At 70.2% G+C, this 23,496-nt stretch carries 18 protein-coding genes; 11 read left to right on the top strand and 7 right to left on the bottom strand.

Annotation, left to right across the window (positions count from 1 at the left end; all coding sequences use genetic code 11):
- Positions 1 to 28: 28 nt before the first annotated feature.
- From cobN to DA1_RS10320, 3 genes are all read left to right on the top strand, one after another.
- Positions 29 to 3,853: a cobaltochelatase subunit CobN gene (cobN, locus tag DA1_RS10330; protein WP_034397130.1), complete on the top strand. Its 3,825-nt coding sequence runs from the start codon at positions 29 to 31 to the stop codon at positions 3,851 to 3,853.
- Positions 3,850 to 4,989, top strand: a complete 1,140-nt coding sequence (locus DA1_RS10325; RefSeq protein WP_034397129.1) for a magnesium chelatase ATPase subunit I — start codon at positions 3,850 to 3,852, stop codon at positions 4,987 to 4,989. Before cobN ends, DA1_RS10325 begins: the two co-directional genes overlap by 4 nt.
- A 194-nt stretch (positions 4,990 to 5,183) precedes the next feature.
- Positions 5,184 to 5,645: a vWA domain-containing protein gene (locus DA1_RS10320; RefSeq protein WP_230590941.1), complete on the top strand. Its 462-nt coding sequence runs from the start codon at positions 5,184 to 5,186 to the stop codon at positions 5,643 to 5,645.
- 18 nt (positions 5,646 to 5,663) lie between these two features.
- On the opposite strand, the gene DA1_RS10315 is transcribed toward DA1_RS10320, so the two are convergent.
- Together DA1_RS10315 and DA1_RS10310 are read right to left on the bottom strand one after the other, a co-directional pair.
- Positions 5,664 to 6,737, bottom strand: coding sequence for an ATP-binding protein (locus DA1_RS10315; protein ID WP_012207540.1), 1,074 nt, complete (start codon positions 6,735 to 6,737; stop codon positions 5,664 to 5,666).
- On the bottom strand, positions 6,734 to 7,468 hold the full coding sequence (locus DA1_RS10310; RefSeq protein ID WP_016448779.1) for a response regulator: 735 nt from the start codon (positions 7,466 to 7,468) through the stop codon (positions 6,734 to 6,736). The genes DA1_RS10315 and DA1_RS10310 overlap by 4 nt, the downstream gene beginning before the upstream one ends.
- 383 nt (positions 7,469 to 7,851) lie before the next feature.
- Between DA1_RS10310 and DA1_RS10305 the strand changes: the two genes are divergently transcribed.
- Positions 7,852 to 10,992: a multidrug efflux RND transporter permease subunit gene (locus DA1_RS10305; RefSeq protein ID WP_034397125.1), complete on the top strand. Its 3,141-nt coding sequence runs from the start codon at positions 7,852 to 7,854 to the stop codon at positions 10,990 to 10,992.
- Positions 10,993 to 11,366: 374 nt separating this feature from the next.
- Positions 11,367 to 12,992 carry an ABC-F family ATP-binding cassette domain-containing protein gene (locus DA1_RS10300; protein WP_034397124.1) on the top strand — a complete coding sequence of 542 codons (1,626 nt, stop codon included), beginning with the start codon at positions 11,367 to 11,369 and terminating at the stop codon, positions 12,990 to 12,992.
- Here DA1_RS10300 and DA1_RS10295 read toward each other — a convergent pair.
- Complete coding sequence (locus tag DA1_RS10295; protein ID WP_034397123.1) at positions 12,989 to 13,696, bottom strand: Crp/Fnr family transcriptional regulator; 708 nt, start codon at positions 13,694 to 13,696, stop codon at positions 12,989 to 12,991. The genes DA1_RS10300 and DA1_RS10295 overlap by 4 nt on opposite strands.
- A 126-nt stretch (positions 13,697 to 13,822) precedes the next feature.
- Here DA1_RS10295 and DA1_RS10290 point away from each other — a divergent pair, with 126 nt between their 5' ends.
- The 3 genes from DA1_RS10290 (at position 13,823) to DA1_RS10280 (ending at position 16,428) form a co-directional block, all read left to right on the top strand.
- The gene (locus DA1_RS10290; protein ID WP_034397122.1) at positions 13,823 to 15,475 is read left to right on the top strand and encodes an adenylate/guanylate cyclase domain-containing protein; all 1,653 of its coding nucleotides are present in this window, start codon (positions 13,823 to 13,825) and stop codon (positions 15,473 to 15,475) included.
- A gap of 163 nt (positions 15,476 to 15,638) precedes the next feature.
- Positions 15,639 to 15,998, top strand: a complete 360-nt coding sequence (locus tag DA1_RS10285; protein WP_012207534.1) for a DUF4148 domain-containing protein — start codon at positions 15,639 to 15,641, stop codon at positions 15,996 to 15,998.
- Complete coding sequence (locus tag DA1_RS10280) at positions 15,985 to 16,428, top strand: DoxX family protein (protein ID WP_227468487.1); 444 nt, start codon at positions 15,985 to 15,987, stop codon at positions 16,426 to 16,428. Before DA1_RS10285 ends, DA1_RS10280 begins: the two co-directional genes overlap by 14 nt.
- Before the next feature lie 166 nt (positions 16,429 to 16,594).
- Here DA1_RS10280 and DA1_RS10275 read toward each other — a convergent pair whose 3' ends face one another.
- From DA1_RS10275 to DA1_RS10260, 4 genes are all read right to left on the bottom strand, one after another.
- Positions 16,595 to 17,269: a GntR family transcriptional regulator gene (locus DA1_RS10275; RefSeq protein ID WP_012207532.1), complete on the bottom strand. Its 675-nt coding sequence runs from the start codon at positions 17,267 to 17,269 to the stop codon at positions 16,595 to 16,597.
- 71 nt (positions 17,270 to 17,340) lie between these two features.
- On the bottom strand, positions 17,341 to 18,396 hold the full coding sequence (locus DA1_RS10270; protein ID WP_034397121.1) for a threonine aldolase family protein: 1,056 nt from the start codon (positions 18,394 to 18,396) through the stop codon (positions 17,341 to 17,343).
- Positions 18,397 to 19,434, bottom strand: coding sequence for a tripartite tricarboxylate transporter substrate binding protein (locus DA1_RS10265; protein WP_174549381.1), 1,038 nt, complete (start codon positions 19,432 to 19,434; stop codon positions 18,397 to 18,399).
- Positions 19,435 to 19,516: 82 nt separating this feature from the next.
- Entirely contained in the window at positions 19,517 to 20,683 is a 1,167-nt protein-coding gene (locus tag DA1_RS10260) for an ABC transporter substrate-binding protein (protein ID WP_034397118.1), read from the bottom strand.
- Positions 20,684 to 21,086: 403 nt separating this feature from the next.
- Here DA1_RS10260 and DA1_RS10255 point away from each other — a divergent pair, with 403 nt between their 5' ends.
- The 3 genes from DA1_RS10255 to pcp are packed head-to-tail and all read left to right on the top strand — an operon-like array spanning position 21,087 to position 23,476.
- Positions 21,087 to 21,836, top strand: a complete 750-nt coding sequence (locus DA1_RS10255; RefSeq protein ID WP_034397117.1) for a DUF969 domain-containing protein — start codon at positions 21,087 to 21,089, stop codon at positions 21,834 to 21,836.
- 1 nt (position 21,837) lies between these two features.
- The gene (locus tag DA1_RS10250; RefSeq protein WP_016454392.1) at positions 21,838 to 22,791 is read left to right on the top strand and encodes a DUF979 domain-containing protein; all 954 of its coding nucleotides are present in this window, start codon (positions 21,838 to 21,840) and stop codon (positions 22,789 to 22,791) included.
- Positions 22,792 to 22,807: 16 nt separating this feature from the next.
- On the top strand, positions 22,808 to 23,476 hold the full coding sequence (pcp, locus tag DA1_RS10245) for a pyroglutamyl-peptidase I (protein WP_034397116.1): 669 nt from the start codon (positions 22,808 to 22,810) through the stop codon (positions 23,474 to 23,476).
- Positions 23,477 to 23,496 lie beyond the last annotated feature (20 nt).

The raw sequence follows: 23,496 nt of genomic DNA, 5'->3' as shown, positions 1-23,496 counted from the left end.
CTTCCGATTCCGCACTGAAACCTGTTCCATGCACCTGCTGTCCACGCGCCCCGGCGGCTTCGTCGAGGACGAGAGCATCGTCACCCGCCTCGACCAGACGCCGGCCGACATCGTCATCCTGAGCTCGGCCGACACCACGCTGGCCCTGCTGTCCTCGGCCGTGGCCGCGCTGGCCGGGGCGTCGGCGGACTTTCCTTCGGTGCGGCTGGCCAATCTGCTGTACCTGCGCCAGCCGGCCTCGCTGGACCTGTATGTGGACGAGGTGCTGCGCCATGCGCGCGTGGTCATCGTGGACCACCTGGGCTCGGAATCGGCCTGGCCCTACGGCATCGAGCAGATCGGCTCTCTGGCGCGCCGCAAGGGCCAGCGCCTGGCCATGTTCTCGGGTGACCTGCAGGAAGACCCGCACCTGCTGGCGCGCAGCACGCTGCCGGCCGCCGCCTGCCGCCAGCTGTGGCAATACCTGCGCTCGGGCGGCGCGGCCAATGCGCGCGAATTCCTCAAGGCCACCGTCTACCACGGGCTGGACCGGGGCGATGCGCCGCTGCCGCCGCGCACCCTGCCGCAGGCGGCTGTCCACGTTCCCCCCGCGCTGTTCGCTGCCCGGAGCCATGCCCAGGTCCAGGCCCATGCCCATGACGTGGCCGGCATCGACGACCTGCAGCGCGCCTGGACGCCGGGCGCGCCCACCGTGGCCCTGGTGTTCTACCGCTCCCACCTGCTGGCGGGCAATACGGCGGCCTTCGACGCCATGGCCCTGTCGCTGCAGCAGCGCGGCATGAACCCGCTGCCCGTGGCGCTGGACTCGCTCAAGGACCCGCTGTGCCTGGCCACCCTGCGCCAGCTCTGCGAAGACCATGCCGTGCAGCTGGTGCTCAACACCACGGCGTTCTCGGCGCTGGAATCGGGCACGGCCCTGGCCGGCGATGCGCCCGTGCTGCAAGTCATTGCCAGCGGTGGCAACCGCGAGGACTGGTGGGCCGACAGCCAGGGCCTGCGCCCGCGCGACATCGCCATGCAGGTGGTGCTGCCGGAGATGGATGGCCGCATCATCACGCGCGCCATCAGCTTCAAGGGCCTGTCCCACCGCTGCGCCTTCACCCAGGCCGACGTGGTGGCCTACCAGCCCGAGCCCGACCGCGTGGATTTCGTGGCCGACCTGGCCTGGCGCTGGTGCCGCCTGCGCAGCCTGCCCGCGCGCGACAAGCGCCTGGCCCTGGTGCTGGCCAACTATCCGGGCAGCGAAGGCCGCATCGGCAGCGGCGTGGGGCTGGATACGCCGGCCTCGGTGATCGCCATCCTGCAGCACCTGGCTGCCGAAGGACACGAGCTGGGCGACCCCGCGCAGCTGCCCGCCGATGGCGAGGCGCTGATGCACACCCTGCAGCAGGGCATTGCCAACGACCCAGCCCAGTGGCCGCTGCGCCCGGCTTGGCAAAGCTATGCGCTGGACGAGTACCTGGCGCGCCTGGCCGCGCTGCCGGACGGCATGGCCGACGCCATCACTGCGCGCTGGGGCGCGCCCGAGGCCGACCCGCTGCTGCGCCAGGGCCGCTTCATGATCGCGGGCCTGCGCCTGGGCCATGTCTTTGTCGGCATACAGCCGGCGCGTGCATTGGGCGGTAAAGGCATGGGCGCGCAGGACTATGCGAGCTACCACGATGCCGAGCTGGTGCCGCCCCACGGCTACCTGGCCTTCTACTTCTGGCTGCGCGACCGCTTTGCCGTGGACGCCATGGTCCACGTGGGCAAGCATGGCAACCTCGAATGGCTGCCGGGCAAGAGCCTGGCGCTGTCGGGCGCGTGCTGGCCCGATGCCATCCTGGGCCCGCTGCCGCACCTGTACCCCTTCATCGTCAACGATCCCGGCGAAGGCGCCCAGGCCAAGCGCCGCAGCCAGGCCGTGATCATCGACCACCTGATGCCGCCGCTGACGCGCGCCGAAAACCACGGCCCGCTGCAGGACCTGGAGCGCCTGGTGGACGAGTACTACGATGCCCTGCTGGTCGATGCGCGGCGCGGCGCGCTGCTGCGCCGCCAGATCCTGGACATCGTGCGCCGCCAGCACCTGGACCAGGAGCTGGACCTGGCGCCCGGTGCCGCGCAGGACGACGATGCCGTGCTCGAACGCATAGACGCCTACCTGTGCGAGCTCAAGGAAACCCAGATCCGCGACGGCCTGCATGTCTTCGGCGCCTCGCCGCAAGGGCGCCAGCGCCGCGACACGCTGCTGGCGCTGGCGCGCTTCCCGTCGGACGAAGGCCAGGGCCTGATACAGGCGCTGGCCGCCGACCTGCTGGACAGCCCCGGGTTCGACCCGCTGCGCATGGAGCCTGCACGCCCCTGGATCGGCGCGCGCCCCGCCGCCCTGCAGGCCGTGAGCGACGAGCCCTGGCGCCATGAGGGCGACACGCGCGAGCGCCTGGAACTGCTGGCCCAGCAACTGCTGGAAGGTGAGGCCCCGGCCGGTGACTGGCCGCAGACACGCGCCGCGCTGGAACAGGTGCATGCCGTGCTGGCGCCCGCGCTGGATGCCTGCGGCGGCGAGGAACTGCGCCAGCTGCTGCGCGGGCTGCAGGGCCGCTTCGTGCCGCCCGGGCCCAGCGGCTCACCCTCGCGCGGGCGGCCCGACGTGCTGCCCACGGGGCGCAATTTCTACACGCTGGACACGCGCGCCATTCCCACCCAGGCCGCCTGGGAGCTGGGCCAGCAGGCCACGCTCAGGCTGCTGGAGCGCTATCTGCAGGAGCATGGCGAGTACCCGCGCACCCTGGGCCTGTCGGTCTGGGGCACGGCCACCATGCGCACGGGCGGCGACGACATCGCCCAGGCCTTTGCGCTGATCGGCGTGCGCCCCAAATGGGCGTCCGGCAGCCAGCGCGTGGTGGACTTCGAGGTGGTGCCGCGCGTGGGCATGGGCCGGCCGCGCGTGGATGTGACGCTGCGCATCTCGGGCTTTTTCCGCGACGCCTTCCCGGGCGCCGTGCAGATGTTCGATGCGGCCGTGCAGGCCGTGGCCGCGCTGGACGAAGACGCCGAGGACAACCCCATACGCGCGCGCATCCTGGCCGAGGCCGAGCAACTGCAGGCGCAGGGCATGGACGCCGTGCAGGCCCGCCTGCAGGCCGGCTGGCGCGTGTTCGGCGCGCCGCCCGGCCACTATGGATCGGGCCTGGGCGGACTGTTCCAGAGCGGTGATTGGCAGGGCGATGCCGACCTGGCCCAGGCCTACCTGGGCTGGAGCCAGCACGCCTACGGCCAGGACGCCGAGGGCGTGCCCGCAGGCGATGCGCTGCGCCGCCGCCTGGGCGAGCTCGACGTGGTGGCCCACAACCAGGACAGCCGCGAGCACGACATCCTCGACTCGGGCGACTACTTCCAGTTCCAGGGCGGCATGGCCTCGGCCGTGCGCCACCTCTCGGGCCGCCAGCCCGCGCTCTACCACGGCGACCACGCCAACCCGGCCCAGCCGCGCGTGCGCTCGCTCAAGGAAGAGATTGCGCGCGTGGTGCGCTCGCGCGTCACCAATCCCAAGTGGATGGACGGCGCCAAGCGCCACGGCTACAAGGGCGCCTTCGAGATGGCGGCCACGGTGGACTATCTCTTCGGCTTCGATGCCACCACGCAGCAGGTGGGCGACCACCAGTACGCCCTGGTGGCCGATGCCTATGTGCTGGATGCGGCCACGCGCGACTTTCTCGTGCAGCACAATCCGCAGGCCCTGCGCGACATGCTGGAGCGCCTGCTCGAAGCCATGCAGCGCGGCCTGTGGGAGCAGCCCGGCGACTATCGCCAGCAGCTGGAAGACCTGCTGCTGGAACATGAAAACCACCTCGAAGGATTGCGCGGATGACCGCCTCCCCTGACCTGGGCAGCGGCGCCCAGCCCGCGCTGCCGCCGCTGTTTCCCTTTGCCGCCATTGCCGGCCAGCCCCTGCTGTGCCAGGCGCTGCTGCTGGCCGCCATCGACCCGCAACTGGGCGGCGTGCTGATCGAGGGGCCGCGCGGCACGGCCAAGTCCACGGCCGCGCGCGCCCTGGCCGAGCTCATCGATGCCGCGCCCTTCGTCACGCTGCCGCTGGGCGCCTCGCTGGAGCATCTGGCCGGCTCGCTGGACCTGGGCCAGGCCATGGCCGGCCATGCACTCAAATTCGCGCCCGGCCTGCTGGCGCGCGCCCATGGCGGCGTGCTCTATGTGGACGAGATCAACCTGCTGCCCGATGCCCTGGTCGATGTGCTGCTGGATGCCGCCGCCAGCGGCGTCAACGTGGTCGAGCGCGACGGCATCTCGCACCGCCACGCGGCGCGCTTCGTGCTGGTGGGCACCATGAACCCCGAGGAAGGCCAGCTGCGCCCGCAGCTGCTGGACCGCCTGGGCCTGTGCGTGCGCCTGGCCAATGTGGAGGATGCGGCCCAGCGCCAGGCCATCGTGCGCGCGCGGCTGCTGTTCGATGCCGACCCCGCAGCCTTCCGCGCCCGCCATGCAGACGCCCAGGCCGCGCTCGCCGCGCAGCTGCGCACGGCACGCGAGCGCCTGCAGCCGGCCGGCGCGCTGCCCTGGTCCGACTATGTGCTGCAGGCCGCGGGCGCGCTGTGCATTGCCGCCCAGGTGGACGGCCTGCGCGCCGACCTGGTGCTGCTGCGCGCCGCCCGCGCCTGGGCCGCCTGGCTGGGAGATGCCGAGGTCACGCCCGACCATGTGCAGGCCGTGGCCGAGCTGGTGCTGGTGCACCGCCGCAAGCCGGGGGCGCCGCAGCCGCAGCAGCAGCCATCCCCACAGCAAGCGCCATCGAATCCGCCTTCGCAGTCGCCGGCACAAAGCCGGCCGCCTGCAGAATCCACGGCCAACGGCGCAGGCGACAGCCCGCCCTCCGAGGCTGACTGGGGCGCCATGCCGCCCGAGCCCGTGGGCCTGCTGCGTGTCGCCGTGCCCTCATTGCTGGCCCGCGAGGCCGCAAAGGCGGGAGTGTCCGCCACAAAAAAAGCCTGAGCCCCCGCGGCCCCGCGCCACAGGCAAGGGCTGCGGGGGCGGGCCAGCCCCGGCTGGCCCAGGCGCAAGGCGGGCAGGCCACCGGCAGCTGGGACTGGCCGCGCACGCTGGCCGCACGCGGCGCCCAGGCGCTGGCACCCGAACATCTGCAGCGCCGCCGTGAGCCGCCACAGGCCACGCGGCTGCATTGCTTTGTGCTCGATTGCTCGGCCTCCATGGCCGGCAGTGGCGCACTGGCGCGGGCCAAGGGCGTGCTGCTGTCGCTGATGGAAGAGGCCTACCGCCGCCGCGAGCAGGTGGCGCTGATCTGCTTTGCGGGCACGCGCGTGGAGTTGCGCCTGCCGCCGCGCAAGGCAGCGGCCTGGAATGACGACTGGATCGCTCCCATTGGCGGAGGCGGCGGCACGCCGCTGCAGGCGGCCGTGGAGCAGGCGGGCCAGTTGCTGCAGCGCCATTGCGGCGCAGATGCCTCCTGCCAGGGCTGGCTGTGGGTGCTCACCGACGGCCGAACGCGCGAGCGGCCCGCGCGGCCTGCGGCGGCCCAGGAGGCAGGCATCGTGGACTTTGAATCAGGCCGCGTGCGCCTGGGCCGGGCCGCTGCGCTGGCCGCCGCCTGGGACGCACGCCATGTGCGGGCCGATGATTTCGCAGGCTGATCTGCGGCTCTGAAGAGGTCAGGCCGGCCAGCTCAGCTCGAACAGCGCGCCGCCACGCTCGCCCTGCAGGCACTGCGCCCGCCCGCCATGGGCCTGGGCAATGGCCTGCACCACGGCCAGGCCCAGTCCGCTGCCGTTGCCTGCACCCACGCTGGCATTCCTTCGGCTGCGGGCGCCTTCACCGCGCTGGAAAGCGTCGAAGATGCGCGGCGCAAGGTCCGCCGCCACGCCGGGGCCGCTGTCTTCCACGCGCACGGTGCACAGGCCGTGGCGCACGCGCGCGGCCACCAGCAGGGGGCCGGGCTGGGCATATTGCATGGCGTTTTCCAGCAGGGCCAGCAGGGCCTGGCGTATGCGCACGGGGTCGCAGACCACGGGCTGGTCATCGAGCTCCATCGCCAGCTGCAGGCCGGCCTGCTCCAGCGCCGGTCCCACGGCCAGGGCCACCGAGCGCACCTCGCCGGCCAGGCAGGTCTGGCGCAGCTGCAGTTGCAGATGGCCGTTTTCCTGCAGGCCCAGCAGGCGCAGGTCGTCGATCAGGCGGGTCAGCCCCTCGACCTGGGTCATCAGGCTGGCCAGCATGTCCTTGCTGGGCAGGAAGACGCCGTCGGACAGGCCCTGCAGCCGCCCGCTGAGGATGGTCACGGGCGTGCGCAGCTCATGGGCGATGGCCGCGCTCCAGAAGGCGCGCTCCTGCGCCATGCCTTCCAGGCGCCGGGCCAGGCTGTTGAAGTCGTGCACCAGCTGCGCGGCCTCGTGCAGCGCGCTGTCGTCCGTGCTGGCGCGCGCCGACAGGTCGCCCTCGGCCAGCTGGCGCAGGCTGATGGCCACCGAGTCCAGCGAGGGCAGGATGCGCCGCGACAGCCGCGTGGCCACGAAGATGGCAATCAGCATGGCCACCACCAGGGTCAGCAGCACCCAGGCCAGCTCCACGCTGGAGGGCATCCAGCCGTCGGAGACGCTGGCCGGGTGAAAGGTCAGCAGCAGCGCATAGAAGGCGTACGAGCCCAGCACGCACAGCACCACCACGGCCAGCGTGACGGCCGACATGGTCAGCACCACCTGCCGGCGCAGCCCGGCCGCTGCGCTCATGGGTCCATCCCCAGCCGGTAGCCCACGCTGCGCACGCTGTCGGGCATGCCCTGCAGGCCCAGGCCTTCGAGCTTCTTGCGCAGCTTGCTGATGTGGCTGTCCACGGTGCGCTCCAGCGTGTGGCCTTCGGGCAGGCAGCTCAGCAGCAGCTCGGCGCGGCTGAACACGCGCCGGGGCGAACGCACCAGGCTGGCCAGCAGGTTGAATTCGGTCACGGTGAGTTCGGGCACATGCGTGGCGCCCTGCACCTGCACGCTGACCTCGCGGCTGTCCAGGTCCACGCGAAAGGGGCCGGCCTGCAGCAGCTTGGTATCGCGGAGCCGGCCCTGGCCGCAGCGGCGCAGCACGGCCTGCACGCGCGCCACGACCTCGGCCGCGTTGAAGGGCTTGCCCACGTAGTCGTCCGCGCCAATGCGCAGGCCGATGAGCTTGTCCACGTCCTGGTTGAGGGCGGTGAGCATGATGACGGGCGTGTCGCCGCGCCGGCGGATTTCGGACAGCACCTGCCAGCCGTCGAGGCGTGGCATCTGCACGTCGAGAAGAACGAGATCGGGTTTCAAGTGGTGGTGCAGTTCAAGGGCCTGCTGGCCATCGGCGGCATGCACGGTGCGCAGGTCGCTGCGGGCCAGGTAGGCGCACAGGATGTCTGCGATCTCGGGCTCGTCCTCGGCAACGAGGATGAGCGATGTCGATGGCTGGAAAGGCAAGGGCTGGGCAATGATAGAAGCCATTTTGGGGTCGCGGCGGGGGCTGTGTTCATCTCCATCGTTCTTCCACATTTCCCGGGCCGAAATGCCATCGAAAGAACGCAAGCTGTTTCCCTGTGCCGCCGCAATTGGCCGGCATGCGAAACAAATCCCTGAATATGAAGTCACAGCGGCAATGCCGTATGAGCGGGTGGGAGAGCTGTTAGCTTTGCAGCGGCTCCATGGATGAATGGCCCTGGCGGCAACACGCCGCAGGCCGAAGCCGCACCGGCAGGAGTTTCCTCCATCCCCATGCCTCCTGGCAATCTGGATTTGCATCCGGATGGCCCCTCAGATGTATCGGCGCCAGGCGCCGTATTTTTTCCGCAGCGCGCCCTGGCGTGCATTGAAAACCAGACCTCGCGTCCATGCCACAGTTCTTCATTCACCGGCCCGTCTTTGCCTGGGTCATCGCGTTGTTCATCGTGCTGCTGGGTGTGCTTGCCATTCCGCAATTGCCGATCTCGCGCTATCCCACGGTGGCGCCGCCCACGGTGAGCCTGTATGCCACCTATCCGGGTGCCACGCCCAAGACGCTCAATGATTCCGTGGTCTCGCTGATCGAGCGCGAGCTGTCCAGCGTCCGCCACCTGCTGTACTTCGAGTCCTCGGTGGACACCTCGGGCTCGGCCGAGATCAAGGCCACCTTCAAACCTGGCACCAACCCCGAGCTGGCCCAGGTGGATGTGCAAAACCGCATCAAGGCCGTGGAGCCGCGCCTGCCGCAGGCCGTGCGCCAGAACGGCCTGCAGGTGGAGTCGGCCACGTCGAGCTTTCTGCTGCTGGTGGGCCTGATCTCGCCGGGCGGCGAGTTCGACGAGCTGGCACTCAATGACTACATGGCGCGCAATATCGTCGAGGAACTGCGGCGCATCGAGGGCGTGGGCCGCGTGCAGCTGTTCGGCACCGAGCGCGCCATGCGCGTCTGGGTCGATCCGGCCAAGCTGATCTCCTACGGGCTGTCCATGGGCGACCTCACCCAGGCCATCCAGCAGCAGAACATGCAGATCGCCCCGGGCCGCGTGGGCGATGCGCCCATCGCCCCGGGCCAGCGCGTGACCACGCCGCTCACCGTGCAGGGCCAGCTGACCTCGCCCGAGCAGTTCGCGGCCATCGTGCTGCGCGCCCATGCCGACGGCTCCCGCCTGGTGCTGGGCGACGTGGCGCGCGTGGAGCTGGGCGCGCAGTCCTATGCCTTCTCCAACCGCGAGGATGGCAAGCCCGCCACCAGCGCCGCCGTGCAGCTGTCGCCGGGCGCCAATGCCGTGCGCACGGCCGCCGCCGTGCAAAAGCGCATGGCCGAGCTGGCCTCCATCCTGCCGAGGGGCATGGAGCACACCATCTCGTTCAATACCGCGCCCTTCGTCAAGATCTCCATCGAGAAGGTGGTGCAGACCCTGGTCGAGGCCATGGTGCTGGTCTTCCTGGTGATGTACCTGTTCCTGCAGAACCTGCGCTACACGCTGATCCCGGCCATCGTGGCGCCCGTGGCGCTGCTGGGCACCTTCGCCGTGATGCTGGTGGCGGGCTTTTCCATCAACGTGCTGACCATGTTCGGCATGGTGCTGGCCATCGGCATCATCGTGGACGACGCCATCGTCGTGGTGGAGAACGTGGAGCGCCTCATGGCCGAGGAAGGCCTGTCGCCGCGCGATGCCACGCTCAAGGCCATGAAGGAGATCACGGGCGCCATCGTCGGCATCACCCTGGTGCTGACGGCGGTGTTCATTCCCATGGCGTTCGCCAGCGGCTCGGTGGGCGTGATCTACCAGCAGTTCACGCTGTCCATGGCCGTGTCCATCCTGTTCTCGGCCTTCCTGGCCCTGAGCCTGACGCCGGCGCTGTGCGCCACCTTGCTCAAGCCGGTGGCGGCGGGCCACCACGAGAAGAAGGGCTTCTTCGGCTGGTTCAACCGCGGCTTCGAGCGGCTGACGAACCGCTACGAGGCCCATGTCACGGGCCTGGTCCGGCGCACGGGCCGCATGATGCTGCTGTTCGCGGCCATCGTGGCCATCCTGGTGTTTGCGCTGCGCCAGCTGCCCTCGGCCTTTCTGCCCGAGGAGGACCAGGGCTACTTCATGGCGTCCATCCAGCTGCCGGCCGATGCCACGGCCGAGCGCACGCTGGACGTGGTCAAGCGCTATGAGGAGCATGTGGCGCAGCGCCCCGGCATCGCCTCCAGCATCTCGGTGCTGGGCTTCAGCTTCGCGGGCTCGGGCCCGAACGCGGCCATGGCCTTCACCACGCTCAAGGACTGGGACCAGCGCGACGGCGCCACGGCGGGCGAGGAAGTCTCGCTCGCGCAAAAGGCCATGGAACACGCGCCCGAGGGCGCCATCATGGTGCTGCAGCCCCCGGCCATCGACGAGCTGGGCACCTCCTCGGGCTTCACCATGTACCTGCAGGACCGCACGGGCCAGGGCCATGCCGCGCTCAAGTCGGCCACCGACCAGTTGCTGACGCTGGCCGGCAGCAGCAGCGTGCTGGGCTCGGCCTACCAGGACAGCCTGCCCTCGGGTACCAGCGTGCGGCTGGAGATCGACCGCCAGAAGGCCCAGGCCCTGGGCGTGGGCTTTGCCGCCATCAGCGAGACGCTGTCCACGGCCATGGGCTCGCTGTACGTCAACGACTTCCCCAACGCCGGACGCATGCAGCAGGTCATCGTGCAGGCCGACGCGCCCGCGCGCATGCAGGTCGATGACGTGCTCCGGCTGAATGTGCGCAATGCCTCGGGCGGCATGGTGCCCCTGGCCGAGTTCGCCACGCCCGTGTGGTCGGAGACGCCGCTGCAGCTGGTGCGCTACCAGGGCTTCCTGGCGTCGCGCATCTCGGGCACGCCTGCGCCCGGCACGTCCAGCGGCGCGGCCATGGCCGAGATGGAGCGGCTGGCGGCCCAGCTGCCGCCCGGCTTTGCCGTGGCCTGGACCGGCCAGTCGCTGCAGGAGCGCCAGTCGGCCGCGCAGGCGCCGCTGCTCATGGCCCTGTCCATGCTGGTGGTCTTCCTGGTGCTGGCCGCGCTGTACGAGAGCTGGTCCATCCCGCTGTCGGTGATGCTGGTCGTGCCCCTGGGCCTGCTGGGCGCGGTGGCGGCCGTGCTGCTGCGCGGCATGCCCAACGATGTGTTCTTCAAGGTGGGGCTGATCACCATCATCGGCCTGTCGGCCAAGAACGCCATCCTGATCGTGGAGTTCGCCAAGCAACTGCGCGAGGAAGGCCAGGACCTGCGCGAGGCCGCCATCAAGGCCGCGCGCCTGCGGCTGCGGCCCATCCTCATGACCTCGCTGGCCTTTGCGCTGGGCGTGGTGCCGCTGATGCTGGCATCGGGCGCCAGCGCCGAGACCCAGCACGCCATCGGCACGGGCGTGTTCGGCGGCATGGTCAGCGGCACGGTGCTGGCCGTGTTCTTCGTGCCCGTCTTCTTCGTCTTCGTCCTTGAATGGCAGCGGCGCATCGCCGGGCCGCGCGGCAGCGCGCGCCGGCCGCCGCCCGCTGCCGACCCCGGAACCTGAACCATGCCTCTCTGGATCGCGCTCAACGCCCTGTGCTTTCAGGGCCGCCCGCCGGCACAGTCTTCAAACCCTTGCGCGCCATCGGCGCCTGCAGCCCCTAAGCGGCAGGCCGGGCCCACCGGACCCGAGCCGCCGCGTGCAAACGCAGGTGCGCATGCCGGCCCCCTTGGCGCCGATGGCGCCGGTGGCGCCCCCTCCGGCACGGCCAGCATGTCCGTCCCATGATTTCTATAATGGCGGTTTCGTTCGCCATTGCAGGAGGTATTCGTCCCATGCGCCATTGATGCTGCCGCTGTCCCAGCGGCCCGCTTTTCCCGACCCTGCCCACCGCACGCGCAATGCATGCAAAGCGGCAAGGAACTGCGTTGGCATCCATGAACTGCGATATGACGAATACCACGATCACGCTCGACGGCGTTTCCTGCGTGCTGCCCGATGGCAGCCCCCTTTTCTCCGATCTTTCCGAAACCCTCGACCACCGCCGCACCGGCCTGGTGGGGCGCAACGGCGTGGGCAAGTCGCGGCTGGCGCGCATCCTGGCCGGGCTGGATGCGCCCTCGCAGGGCCGCTGCCTGCGCTCGGGGCAGGTGCTGTACCTGGCCCAGCGCACGGACTGGCACGACCAGCCTTCGGTGGCGGCGCTGGCCGGGCTGCAGCCCGCGCTGGAGGCGCTGGCGCGCATCGAGGGCGGCAGCTGCGATACCCGGGACTTCGAGCGGCTGGCCGACCGCTGGGATCTGCGCCAGCGCCTGCAGGCCCAGCTGGAGCTGGCGGGCCTGGGCCATCTGCGTGCCGATACGCCGGGCCACGCCCTCAGCGGCGGCGAGGCCATGCGCGTGGCCCTGGCGGGCGCGCTGCTGTCGGGCGCCGACCATCTGGTGCTGGACGAGCCCAGCAACCACCTGGACCGCGAAAGCCGCCAGGCCCTGGCCGCGCAACTGCAGCGCTGGCCCGGTGGCCTGGTCGTGGTCAGCCATGACCGCAGTCTGCTGCAGGGCATGGAACGCATCGTGGAGCTGTCGCCGCAGGGGCTGCGCAGCTACGGCGGCGGCTACGCCTTCTATGCCGAAGCCAAGGCGCGCGAGATGGCCTCGGCGGTGCAACTGCTGGAGCAGCGCAAGCTGGAGCGCCGCCGCGAAACGCAGCAGCTGCGCGAGCAGCAGGAGCGCCAGCAGCGCCGCGAGGCGCGCGGCCGCCGCCAGGGCCAGGAGGCCAACCAGGCGCGCATTCTGCTGGACCGGCAAAAGGAGCGCAGCGAGGCGTCGGCCGGCCGGCTGCGCCGCCAGCATGCAGACACGCGCGAGGCGCTGGACCAGCGCGTGCGCGAGGCGGCGCGCCAGATCGACCTGCAGGCCGGCATCCGCATGCAGGCGCCGCCCCCGGCCGGTGCTCCCTGCGACGTGGTGGCGCTGCTGGACGATGTGCTGCTGCCGTTTTCGTTGTCCACGGGGCCGCGCCTGAACCTGTCTCTGTACGGCGGCCAGCGCCTGGCCGTGACCGGTCCCAACGGCTGCGGCAAGACGCGCCTGCTGGATGTGCTGTCGGGCCGCCTTGCGCCCCAGGCGGGCGAGGTGCGCCGCATGCAGGCCTGTGCCTACTTGGACCAGCGCCTGTCCCTGTTGCAGCCCGGGCGCACGGTGATGGAGCAGTTGCAGGACGCCTGCCCCGGCACCCCCGTGGATGTGTTGCGCACGCGCCTGGCCTGGCTCGGGCTGGCGGCCCGGCAGGTGGAGCAGCCCGCGGGCCGGCTCAGCGGCGGCGAGCAGCTCAAGGCCGCCCTGGCCTGCGCGCTGCATGCCGAGCCGCCCGCGCCCCTGCTCCTGCTGGACGAGCCCTGCAACCACCTGGACCTGCCTTCCCTGCAGGCGTTGGAGGCCATGCTGCGCGGCTACGCCGGCACGCTGGTCGTGGTCTCGCATGACGAGGATTTTCTGCAGGCCATCGGGCTGACCGACCGCCTGGTGTGGTCGCCGCAGGGCTGGCGAATGGAGTCCGCCTAGCTTTCCTGCGCTATCAGCGCCTGCAGCGCGCGCACATCGGTCACCAGCAGCGCCTGGCGTCCCTCCTTGCGCAGCAGGCCGCGCCGGGTGAGGGCGCCCAGCTCGCGCGTGACCTGCTCGCGGTTGGTGCTGATCTTGCTGGCCAGCACCGAGTGCGAAGGCACGGGGCTGATGAGGGCCGTGTGCTCGGGCGAGATGCCCGCCTCCCGGGCCAGGCGCAGCAGCTCCATGTGCAGGCGCGTGGGCACGCCCAGGGTGCTCAGCTCCATGACGCGGTCGGTCAGCCGCCGCACCAGGCCGGCCAGGCCTTCCATCATGCGCAGGGCAACGGCGGGCTCGCGCGCCAGCAGGGCCAGGAAGTCCTGGCGCGAGAGGCTGGCCAGCAGCGAGGATTCCAGGGTGACCACGTCGGTGGAGCGGGCCTGGCCGTCAATGGCCGCCAGGTCGCCGAAGTGCTCGCCGGGCCCGTAGTCGCGGAAGCTGACCTCGCGCCCGCCCGGCGAATAGGTGGTGATGCGCACGCGCCCGCTGACCAGGAAGAACACGTCGCTGCCCGTGGAGCAGCGGCTGAACACGGGCTGGCGGGCCTGCAGCGGGCGCCATTCGCAGTCGGCGGCGATGCGGTCCAGGCTGGCGCTGCCCAGGCCCTCGAACAGGGCGATGCCGCGCAGGGCGAAACTGGAGGGCTGGGTGGGGTGGGCCATGGAACCAATAGCGGGCGTAAGGTACAAAGATTCTGGATCGGCCAGGCCCGGCCTAAGTTCCTTCAAGCTGCCGTTCTTCCGGTCTTCTCCTGTCTTCTTCCGCCGTCGGGCGCATCATCGCTTTCCATGGCCCGTGTCCCTCATCCGGCTCTGCCGTCCCTGCGCAGCCTCCACTGGTCCACCGGCCTGGTGCTGTGGACCTATGCGGCGCTGCACCTGTTCAATCACGCCCTGGGCCTGGTCTCGCTGGGCACGGCCGAGGCCGTGCGCGAGCTGGTCCACGGCGTGTGGCGATCCCTGCCCGGCAGCCTGCTGCTCTACGGCGCGCTGGCCGTGCACATGGGGCTGGCGCTGCAGGCGCTCGCGCGGCGGCGCAGCCTGCGCATGCCGGCGCTGGAGGCCGTGCGGCTGCTGCTGGGACTGGGCCTGCCGCTGCTGCTGGCCCTGCACGTGCCGGCCACGCGGCTGGCGCAGGAGGCCTGGGGCGTGGACCCCTCGTATGCGCGCATCGTGCGTTCTTCCTGGAATCCGTCCAGCATGTCCATCCAGCTGCTGCTGATGACGGCCGCCTGGACCCATGGCTGCATGGGCCTGCACATGGCCCTGCGTGCGCGCGGCTGGTGGGGGCGCTGGCAGCCGCTGCTGCTCACGGCCGCCGTGCTGCTGCCCGTGCTGGCGGCGCTGGGCATCGTCTCCATGGCGCGCGAGATCGCGGCGGCCGGCCTGCCAGTGCCGGCCGGCCCCTCGCCCGAGGCATCGCAGTGGCTGCGCGCGCTGACGGCCGGGCTGCGCCAGGGCTGGCTGGCCTGCCTGGCCGCGCTGCTGGCCGGCCCCTGGCTGTGGCGGCGCATGCGCCTGCGCGGCGCCCGCCAGGTGCTGCTGCACTATCCGGGCCGCACCGTGCAGGTGGCCCAGGGCATGAGCGTGCTCGAAGCCAGCCGCGAGCATGGCATTGCCCATTTGTCGCTGTGCGGCGGCAGGGCGCGTTGCTCCACCTGCCGGGTGCGCGTGTCCGGCCCGGCGGCCCACCTGCCTGCGCCGGGGCGGGACGAGCGCCTCACGCTGGAGCGCGTGGGCGCGCCGCAGGACGTGCGGCTGGCCTGCCAGCTGCGGCCCACGGGCGATGTGCAGGTGGCGCCGCTGTTCCGCTCGCCGGCAGCCGCCCAGGCCGGGCGAGGTGACGAGCAGCGCGAGGTCCGCGAAGTGCGCGCGGTGGCCATCCTGTTCGTGGACCTGCGCCGCTGGTCGGGCCTGGCCGAGCGGCAATGGCCCGTGGACCTGTCCTGGGTGCTGGACCAGTATTTCGAGCGCGTGGGCCAGGCCGTGCACGACAGCGGCGGCATGGCCAACCAGTTCATCGGCGACAGCGTGATGGCCATCTTCGGCCTGGACACCGACCTGGACACGGCCTGCTGCCAGGCCGTGCAGGCCAGCGCCCTCATCGACCGGCGCATGCAGGAATGGAGCCACACCTTTGAGGCGCAGTTCGGCCAGCCGGTGGATTTCGGCATGGGCCTGCATGCGGGGCGCGCCGCCGTGGGGCGCGTGGGCTTCGAGCACACCACCACCTTCACGGCCGTGGGCGAGGTGGTCAACACGGCCAGCCGCCTGCAGGAATACACCAAGAGCGCCCAGGCCCGGCTGGTGCTGTCGCTGGAGGTGGCGCGCCGCGCGGGCGTGGCCGATGGCCTGGGCGAAGTCCGGCAGGTGCAGGTGCGCGGGCGCTCCGAGCCCTTGCAGGCCCTGCATGTGGCGCGACCCGGCCTGCAGTGGCCGTGAGCGTGGATGGTGAGCGTGGACAGTGAGCGTGGACAGTGAGCGCGGGAACCGGAGAGTTTGCGCAAAGCTGTGCGTTTAGGCACTGACGTGCAGGCGGGCGAAGACGAGACTGCAGCCATGCAGAACGCAATCACGCGCTGCAGGATTTGACAAAGGATTCGCCATGAAGCACGCAAAGACCCTCTTCGCCATCGTTTCCCTTTCCTCCGCCTTGTGGTCGGGCATGGCCTCGGCTGCACCGGCCGCCACGGTATCTGCAGAAACCTGGTTCGGCGCCGAGCCCGTCGCCTCCGGCCCCGCGCTGTCGCGCGCCGAAGTGCAGGCCGACCTGGCCCTGTGGAACCGCGCCGGCCTCAACGTCTACCGCGAGTCCGACGTGAACCACTGGGATGCCGACTACCAGCAGCGCCTGGCCCAGTACCAGCGCATGCGCAGCGGCCCCGAGTACCTGGCCGAAGTGCAGCGCCTGGGCGGCTCGGTGAAGGCGGCAGAAGGCCAGGGTTCCGGCCGTGTCCCGGGCTGATGCGATGACGCGCGCCGCCACGCATCGCGCTGCCCACGCCGCAGCATCGCCCTGGGCCGACTTCGCACCGCTGCTGGCCCGGGTGCTGCTGAGCCTGCTGTTCATCTACAGCGGCATCGGCAAGCTGATGGGGCCGGAGGGCACCATGGCCTATATCGCCAAGGCGGGCCTGCCGCTGCCCATGCTGTCGTATGCCATGGCGCTGGTGGTGGAGCTGGGCGTGGCCACGGCCCTGCTGCTGGGCTGGCGCACCCGCGAGGCCGCGGCCGTGATGGCCGTGTTCAGCGTCATGTCGGCGCTGATGTTCCACAACCAGTTCGGCGACAAGGGCCAGCTGGTGCAGTTCCTGAAGAACCTGGCGATCGCCGGGGGATTCGTGCAACTGATGCTGGCGCCCGTGGCGCGCTGGAGCCTGGACGCACGGCGTTGAATGCGAGCCAGTGCTGTGCGCTGAACACTGCCTATGAAATCGGCGCTGCCCAAAGCCAGGGACACCGAGGTAGGGCCGCCCCGCACCGAGGGTGTCGTCCCCCTCCCTCGCGAAGCGAGTAGAGAGGGGGAAGGCGCGTAAGCGCCTCAGGGGGTGTCTATTGTTTTCACACCTTGATGCCCTTCTCAGCCAGGCGGCGGGCGTAGGCGGCGAGGATCAGCCGCTCCGAATGCACCAGGTAGTCATTGAGCGCGGCAGCGGCCTCGGCCGGCTTGCCGTCCTCGAATTGCTGCAGGATGCGCGCATTCATGTCCACATAGGGGGCATGCAGGAAGTGCGGGTCGCGCAGCAGGCCGAAGGCCAGCCGCAGCTCGGCCAGCAGATGCTCGAACATGGTGTCCAGGCGCTCGCTGTCGGCCAGCTGCACCACGGCCTTGTGGAAACTCATGTTGGCCGTGCCCACGCCCGACCAGTCCTGGGCCTCGCGGTGGCGCTGCGCTGCCTCCACGGCTTCGCGCATCAGGCTGCGCGCCGGGTGCATGGGATAGGCCTGGGCCAGCGCCTGGCACTCCACCATGCGGCGCACGCGGTAGATGTCGATGATGGAGGCGATGCTGGGCGCCGCCACCGACACGCCCTTGTTGGGCTCGTGCACCAGCAGCCCCTCCTTGGTCAGCAGCCGGAAGGCCTCGCGCAGCGTGTTGCGCGAGATCTGCAGGCTTTCGCTGAGTGAGGCCTCCGACAGCTTTTGCCCGGGCTCCCAGGCACCATCGATGAGCTTGCTGCGCAGCTGCTCGGTCACGCGGTCGGTCAGGTTGAGGATATCGGTGCTGCGGGTCATGGTGATGGGGGATGCAAGGGTCGATGGGCAGTGTAGCCAGGGCCGGCACTCCTTCCGGCCTCGCGCGGTGCTCAGTTGTCGTGGTGCAGTCGCGTGAAGGCCTGCAGGGTGCTGTCCACGGCCTTGTCGTCAATGTGGCGGTGCGTGACCAGGCGCAGCAGGCCTGCGCTGCCCGTGCGCACCAGCACGCCGGCTTCGGCCAGGCGTGCCTCCCAAAGGCGCGCATCGGCCGCGCTGGTGCCCACGCGCACCTGCACGATGTTGGTCTGCGGCAGTTCGGCCGCGCACCATGCCGGGTGGATGGCGCGCAGGCCCTGGTGCAGGCGGCGGGCGCGTGCGTGGTCCTCGGCCAGGCGATCGACCATGTGCTCCAGCGCCACCAGGCCCGCCGCCGCGATCACGCCGGCCTGGCGCATGGTGCCGCCCAGCATGCGCCGTATGCCGCGCGCCCGCGTGATGAAGTCGGCCGGGCCCATGAGCACCGAGCCCACCGGAGCCGACAAGCCCTTGGACAGGCAGACGGTGACCGAGTCCGTGTGCGCGGCGATCTCGCGGCAGGACAGGCCCAGTGCCACGGCGGCATTGAACAGGCGTGCGCCATCGGTGTGCACGGGCACGCCATGGCGGGCGGCCAGGGCATGCAGGGCCGCCAGCGATTCGGGCGCCGCCACGCTGCCGCCCCGTGCGTTGTGGGTGTTCTCCACGGCCACGAGGGCGCTGGGGCAGCGCGCGGATGCCGAGGTGTCCAGCGCCGCCTCCAGCGCGGGCAGGGCGATCAGGCCACCGTCGCCGGGCAGGCTGCGGTAGTGCATGCCGGTCAGGCCCGCGGCTGCGCGCTCGGCGTTCAGCAGATGGCTGCCGGCCTCGGCCAGCACCTCGCCGGGCATGCGGCCATGGGCGAGCACGGCCACGAGGTTGCCCATGGTGCCGCTGGCCACGAACAGGCCTGCGGCCTTGCCAAAGCGCTGGGCCGCCGTCTCTTCCAGCGCACGCACCGTCGGGTCGCCGTCCAGGCCGTCGTCGCCCAGCGGGGCGCAGGCCATGGCTTCAAGCATCTGCGGCGTGGGGCGTGTGACGGTGTCGCTGCGCAGGTCCACGGCGTCGTGGTGATGGTGCAGGGAGGGCATTCAGTCCGCCTTGATGTTGCGTTCCTTGATGACGCGGGCCCAGCGTGCGGCGTCGGTCTCCATCTGGGCGCCGAACTCCGCCGCAGTGCGGGGCGTTAGTTCCAGCCCCAGGGACTGCAGCTTGGCCTGCAGCGGGGGCGTGGCCATGGCGCGGGCCACGGCATCGTGCAGCGCGGTCTGTATGCCGGGGGGCAACCGGGCAGGCGCCAGCAGGCCGAACCAGTGCAGCACGGTGAGGCCGCGCACGCCGCTTTCGGCCATCGTGGGCACCTGGGGCAGGGCCGGCGAGCGCTGGGCACCCGTGGTGGCCAGGGCGCGCAGCGCGCCGCTTTTGATATGGGGAATCACGGTGGGGGCCGAGGAGAACATGCTCTCGGTATGGCCGGCCACCACGTCGGCGACGGCCTGGCCCGAGCCCTTGTAGGGAATGTGGGTGATGAAGGTGTCCGTCTGCTGCTTGAAAAGCTCGCCTGCCAGATGCGTGGCCGTGCCCGTGCCGCCCGAGGCGAAGTTGATCTGGCCGGGCCGGGCCCGGGCCATCGCGATGTATTCCTTCACGCTTTGCGCCTTGAGCTTGGGGTTGACGGCCAGCACCAGCGGCGAGGAGCCGATCAGGGCCACGGGCGTGAAGTCCTTGAGCGCGTCGTACGGTGTCTTGTAGAGACTGGGTGTGATGGTGTGCGGCATGTCGGCCAGGAGCAGCGTGTAGCCGTCGGGCGCGGCGCGTGCCACCAGCTCGGCGCCCAGCATGGCCGAGGCGCCGGGCTTGTTGTCCACGACCACGGGCTGGCCCAGTTCGCGCGACAGCTCCGTGCCCAGCGCGCGGGCGATGTTGTCCGAGCCGCCTCCGGCCGTGTAGGGCACGACGATGCGCACGGGCTGTGCAGGCCATTTCTGCGCCAGCGCAAGACCGGGCAGGGCAGCCGCTGCCACGATGAGCAGGCGGCGCTGCAGGCCCCGGTGGGAGGCGGGATGTGCAGCAGGGTGCAAGGCAGGGTGCAAGGCGGGGTGCGGAAGTGGGTGACGTTCGGCAGGCATGGCGAAGGCTCCTTGGTGCAGCGACAGGAAGAAACGATGGGCCGATCCGCCAGCGGCCTGGCCCGCAAGCCACCCGCCTTCATCAACCGATGAAGCGCCCCGCATTGCCCAGCACGCCCAGGTCGATGAAGCTGGAGCCGACATGGGGCGCCTGGCCGCTGTAGTCGATGACGAAGCCGCCCATGTCCCAGTTGCGGATGCCGGCCAGCGCCGAGCGCAGCTTGGCCTGGCTGGGGTCGCGGCCTGCGCGTTCCAGGCCCTCGGCCAGCACGCGTGTGTTCACATAGGCTTCCAGCGTGCCCAGCGAGAACTCCTGCTGCCCGTGGGCTCGCATGGCGGCCTGGTAGTCGCGCACCACCTGCAGCTTGGCCTGGTGCGGCGCGGGAACGACCATGGTCAGGGCAATGCCCCGGGCGTCCTCGCCCAGCGGCTTGAGGCTGTCGTTGGGCAGGGTCACGCTCAGGCCGGTGAGCAGCACGCCGGGCGCGCTCTTGCGCAGGCCGCGCACCAGATCGACCGACACCGTGCCAGCCGTGGCCAGCAGCACGGCCGAGGGGTGGGCCGCGTCCACTTTGTTCAACACATCGGCCAGATTCTTGCCATCGGTGGCGATGGCCGCCTGCACGGCGGGAGCCATCTTCTCGGCCTCCAGGGCGTGCGTGGCGTCCTCCAGCATTTCGCGGCCGTAGGCGTTGTCCAGGTAGACGATGCCAATGCCCTTGAGCCCCATGCCCGCAAGGCGCTGGACCAGGCGGCGGACCTCGGTGGTGTAGCTGGCGCGCACATGGAAGACGTTGCGCGATGCCTTGCGCAGCGACGAGGCGCCCGTGAAGGGCGCCACATAGGGAACGCCGGCTTCCTCGATCAGCGGGATGACGGCGGCGTTGTTGGGCGTGCCCACGCAGGACAGCAGGGCAAAGGCCGTGCCCTTGGAGAGCATCTGCCGCACGTTGTCGGCCGTGCGCTGGGGCACGTAGCCGTCGTCAACCATCTGCAGCTGCAGCGTGCGGCCCTGGATGCCGCCCCGTGCGTTGATCTGCGCCATGGCCGCTTCCGTGCCCAGCTTGATGTCGGAGCCGAACCCGGCCAGCGGGCCGCTCATGGCGGCCGAGCAGCCGATGGTGATGGTCTTGGCGGACAGGCCTGCCTCATCGGCGAAGGCATTGCGCACGAAGGCCGGCGCCAGCGCGGGAACCGCTGCGATGGCTGCAGCACGGGGAAGCAGGGAAACAAGTTGACGGCGTTGCATGGATTCAGAGCTCGGACAAAAGGGATGGGAGCAGGAAGGTGCCATTCACGCCGACTGCCACGCGTGCGCCGCAGGCCGGGAGGGCGGCCCATTGTAGGAGGCGGCCTCGTCACAGGCGATACCGGGGCAGGGGCATTGTTGTGTTCATGCCTTCTATGGATGTTCAATATTCGATAGTTTTTGACATTTGAAAAACCCGTGCGTGCTCAATCCCTGGGCAACGATATGCGGGTTTGTACTATCAGCATGCGCTGATTGTCTTATTCACAATTCGTTTCTGTAAGACAAATTCTTTGTTTTGTTGAACAAAACCAGGTTGGCAGCGCACTCCACGCCACCGGGTTGGGCCTGCGGGGCGGCTTGACGGCCGCCCCGCACCGCGGGGTGTGAAGGGGGAATCAACATGCTGACTGACGTCAATCTCTGGCCGCTTATCGGAGTGGCCATCATCGTTGCGGGCTTCGTGCTGCGCTTCAATCCCATGCTGGTCGTGATCGTCACGGCCATCGGCACGGCACTGGCGGCGGGCTTCCCCGTCGACAAGGTGCTGGCCACCATTGGCACGGGCTTCATCAAGACGCGCAACCTGCCGCTGATCATCCTGCTGCCGCTGGCCGTGATCGGCCTGCTGGAGCGCCATGGCCTGCGCCAGCACGCGCAGAACTGGATCAGCTCCATCAAGTCGGCCACCGCAGGCCGCCTGCTCATCGTCTACCTGGCCGCACGCCAGCTGACGGCCGCCGTGGGCCTGACCAGCCTGGGCGGGCATCCGCAGATGGTGCGCCCGCTGCTGGCGCCCATGGCCGAAGGTGCGACCCAGTCGCGCTTCGGCATCCTGCCCGCCAAGGTGCGTGACAAGCTGCGCGCCTACTCGGCCGCCACGGACAACGTGGGCCTGTTCTTCGGCGAGGACATCTTCGTGGCCTTCGGCGCCATCGTGCTGATGACCACCTTCCTGAAGGAAGCCGGCATCGAGGTCGAGCCCATCCACGTGGCGCTGTGGGGCATTCCCACGGCCATCTGCGCCTTCGTGATCCACGCTTGGCGCCTGGGCCGCCTGGACCGCATGCTCGAGCGCGAGCTGGCCCAGTACAAGGCCGGTGTCGAAGCTGACGCAGCCAACGCCAACGCCACCCAAGCCAAGGGAGCCTGAAATGACGCTGACCATCCAACACCTGTACTACCTGGTCGGCTTCGTCCTGGCCGTCACGGCCGTGATGACGCTGCGCGATGCCAGCAATCCCAAGCGCTGGTCCAGCGGCCTGTTCTGGGCGCTGTATGCGGCCGTCTTCCTGGTGGGCCATGAGCTGCCCCCCATGGTGGTGGGCGTGATTGCCGTGGCCATGGCCCTGATCGCCGGCTTCGGCGGCGTGGGCAGTGGCCGCCATGCGCCGCGCAGCGATGCCGAGTACCTGGCCAGCGCCAAGCGCCTGGGCAACAAGCTGTTCGTGCCGGCCCTGGCGATTCCGCTGATCACCATGGTGGGCACGCTCAGCGCCTCGCACCTGGTCTTCGGCGGCACGCCCCTGCTGGACCCCAAGGCCACCACGCTGGTGAGCCTGGGCGTGGGCTGCGTGCTGGCGCTGGGCCTGGCCTGCTGGCTGACCCGCGAGACGCCGGCCCAGGGCATGCGCGAATCGCGCCGCCTGACCGATGCGCTGGGCTGGGCCCTGGTGCTGCCCCAGATGCTGGGCATGCTGGGCCTGGTGTTCTCGGACGCCGGCGTGGGCAAGGCCGTGGCCTATGTGACCACCACCTATATCAACATGGACATCCGCTTCGTGGCCGTGGCCGTCTACGTGCTGGGCATGGCGCTGTTCACCGTGGTCATGGGCAACGGCTTTGCCGCCTTCCCCGTGATGACGGGCGGCGTGGGCGTGCCCATCCTGGTGGGCGTCTACCATGGCGACCCGGCCGTGATGGCGGCCATCGGCATGCTCTCGGGCTACTGCGGCACCCTGCTGACGCCCATGGCGGCCAACTTCAACCTGGTGCCCGCCGCGCTGCTGGAGATCGACAAGAATGCCGTGATCCGCGCCCAGGTGCCCACGGCCCTGGCCCTGTTGACGGCCAACGTCTTCCTCATGTATTTCCTGATGTTCCGTTAAAGGACGGACTGTTGCCATGACCGATTCCACTTCCCCGCGCATCCTGGTGACCGGCTTCGAGCCGTTCGAGCAGGACCCTGTCAATCCCTCGTGGGAAGTGGCGCGTGCCCTGCATGGCGAGATCGTGGAGGGCGCCACCGTCCACGGCCTGCAGCTGCGCTGCGTGTTCGGCGAATCGCTGCGCCAGCTGCAGGAGGCGCTGGCGCAACTGCAGCCGGTGCTGGTCATCAGCCTGGGCCTGGCCGGCGGCCGCAGCGAGTTCACGCCCGAGCGCGTGGCCATCAATATCGACGACGCCCGCATTCCCGACCATGCGGCGCGCCAGCCCGTGGACCAGGTGGTGATCCCGGGCGCGCCCGCCGCGTACTTTTCCACGCTGCCCATCAAGGCCGTGGTGCACAACCTGCGTGCGCGCGGCATTCCGTCTTCCGTGTCCAACACGGCGGGCACCTTTGTCTGCAACCACGTGTTTTTCGCGCTCATGCACTGGCTGGCCCAGGGCAAGGCGGCGCCGGGCGCGCGTGGCGGCTTCATCCACGTGCCGGCCCTGCCCGAGCAGGCAGCGCGCAAGCCGGGCATGCCCAGCATGTGCCTGGCCGACCAGGTGGCTGCCGTGCGCGAGACCATTCGCACGGCCCTGACCGTGACCCAGGATCTGAAGGAAAACGCCGGCCAGCTGCACTGAGAGCCTGTGCACCGAGTCCG

It is taken from the genome of Delftia acidovorans NBRC 14950, assembly GCF_001598795.1.
Lineage (GTDB): Bacteria > Pseudomonadota > Gammaproteobacteria > Burkholderiales > Burkholderiaceae_C > Comamonas > Comamonas acidovorans.
Note: the sequence above shows the minus strand (reverse complement) of the source record. Positions and strands in the feature narration are given on the sequence as shown.

Excerpts from the sequence above, each read along its gene's own strand:
- DA1_RS10290 (WP_034397122.1), top strand. The coding sequence starts at position 13,823 with ATGGCCCGTGTCCCTCATCCGGCTCTGCCGTCCCTGCGCAGCCTCCAC.
- DA1_RS10285 (WP_012207534.1), top strand. The coding sequence starts at position 15,639 with ATGAAGCACGCAAAGACCCTCTTCGCCATCGTTTCCCTTTCCTCCGCC.
- cobN (WP_034397130.1), top strand. The coding sequence starts at position 29 with ATGCACCTGCTGTCCACGCGCCCCGGCGGCTTCGTCGAGGACGAGAGC.
- DA1_RS10315 (WP_012207540.1), bottom strand. The coding sequence starts at position 6,737 with ATGAGCGCAGCGGCCGGGCTGCGCCGGCAGGTGGTGCTGACCATGTCG.
- DA1_RS10305 (WP_034397125.1), top strand. The coding sequence starts at position 7,852 with ATGCCACAGTTCTTCATTCACCGGCCCGTCTTTGCCTGGGTCATCGCG.
- DA1_RS10265 (WP_174549381.1), bottom strand. The coding sequence starts at position 19,434 with ATGCCTGCCGAACGTCACCCACTTCCGCACCCCGCCTTGCACCCTGCC.
- DA1_RS10310 (WP_016448779.1), bottom strand. The coding sequence starts at position 7,468 with ATGGCTTCTATCATTGCCCAGCCCTTGCCTTTCCAGCCATCGACATCG.
- DA1_RS10260 (WP_034397118.1), bottom strand. The coding sequence starts at position 20,683 with ATGCAACGCCGTCAACTTGTTTCCCTGCTTCCCCGTGCTGCAGCCATC.
- pcp (WP_034397116.1), top strand. The coding sequence starts at position 22,808 with ATGACCGATTCCACTTCCCCGCGCATCCTGGTGACCGGCTTCGAGCCG.
- DA1_RS10250 (WP_016454392.1), top strand. The coding sequence starts at position 21,838 with ATGACGCTGACCATCCAACACCTGTACTACCTGGTCGGCTTCGTCCTG.
- DA1_RS10255 (WP_034397117.1), top strand. The coding sequence starts at position 21,087 with ATGCTGACTGACGTCAATCTCTGGCCGCTTATCGGAGTGGCCATCATC.
- DA1_RS10275 (WP_012207532.1), bottom strand. The coding sequence starts at position 17,269 with ATGACCCGCAGCACCGATATCCTCAACCTGACCGACCGCGTGACCGAG.
- DA1_RS10325 (WP_034397129.1), top strand. The coding sequence starts at position 3,850 with ATGACCGCCTCCCCTGACCTGGGCAGCGGCGCCCAGCCCGCGCTGCCG.
- DA1_RS10270 (WP_034397121.1), bottom strand. The coding sequence starts at position 18,396 with ATGCCCTCCCTGCACCATCACCACGACGCCGTGGACCTGCGCAGCGAC.
- DA1_RS10295 (WP_034397123.1), bottom strand. The coding sequence starts at position 13,696 with ATGGCCCACCCCACCCAGCCCTCCAGTTTCGCCCTGCGCGGCATCGCC.
- DA1_RS10300 (WP_034397124.1), top strand. The coding sequence starts at position 11,367 with ATGAACTGCGATATGACGAATACCACGATCACGCTCGACGGCGTTTCC.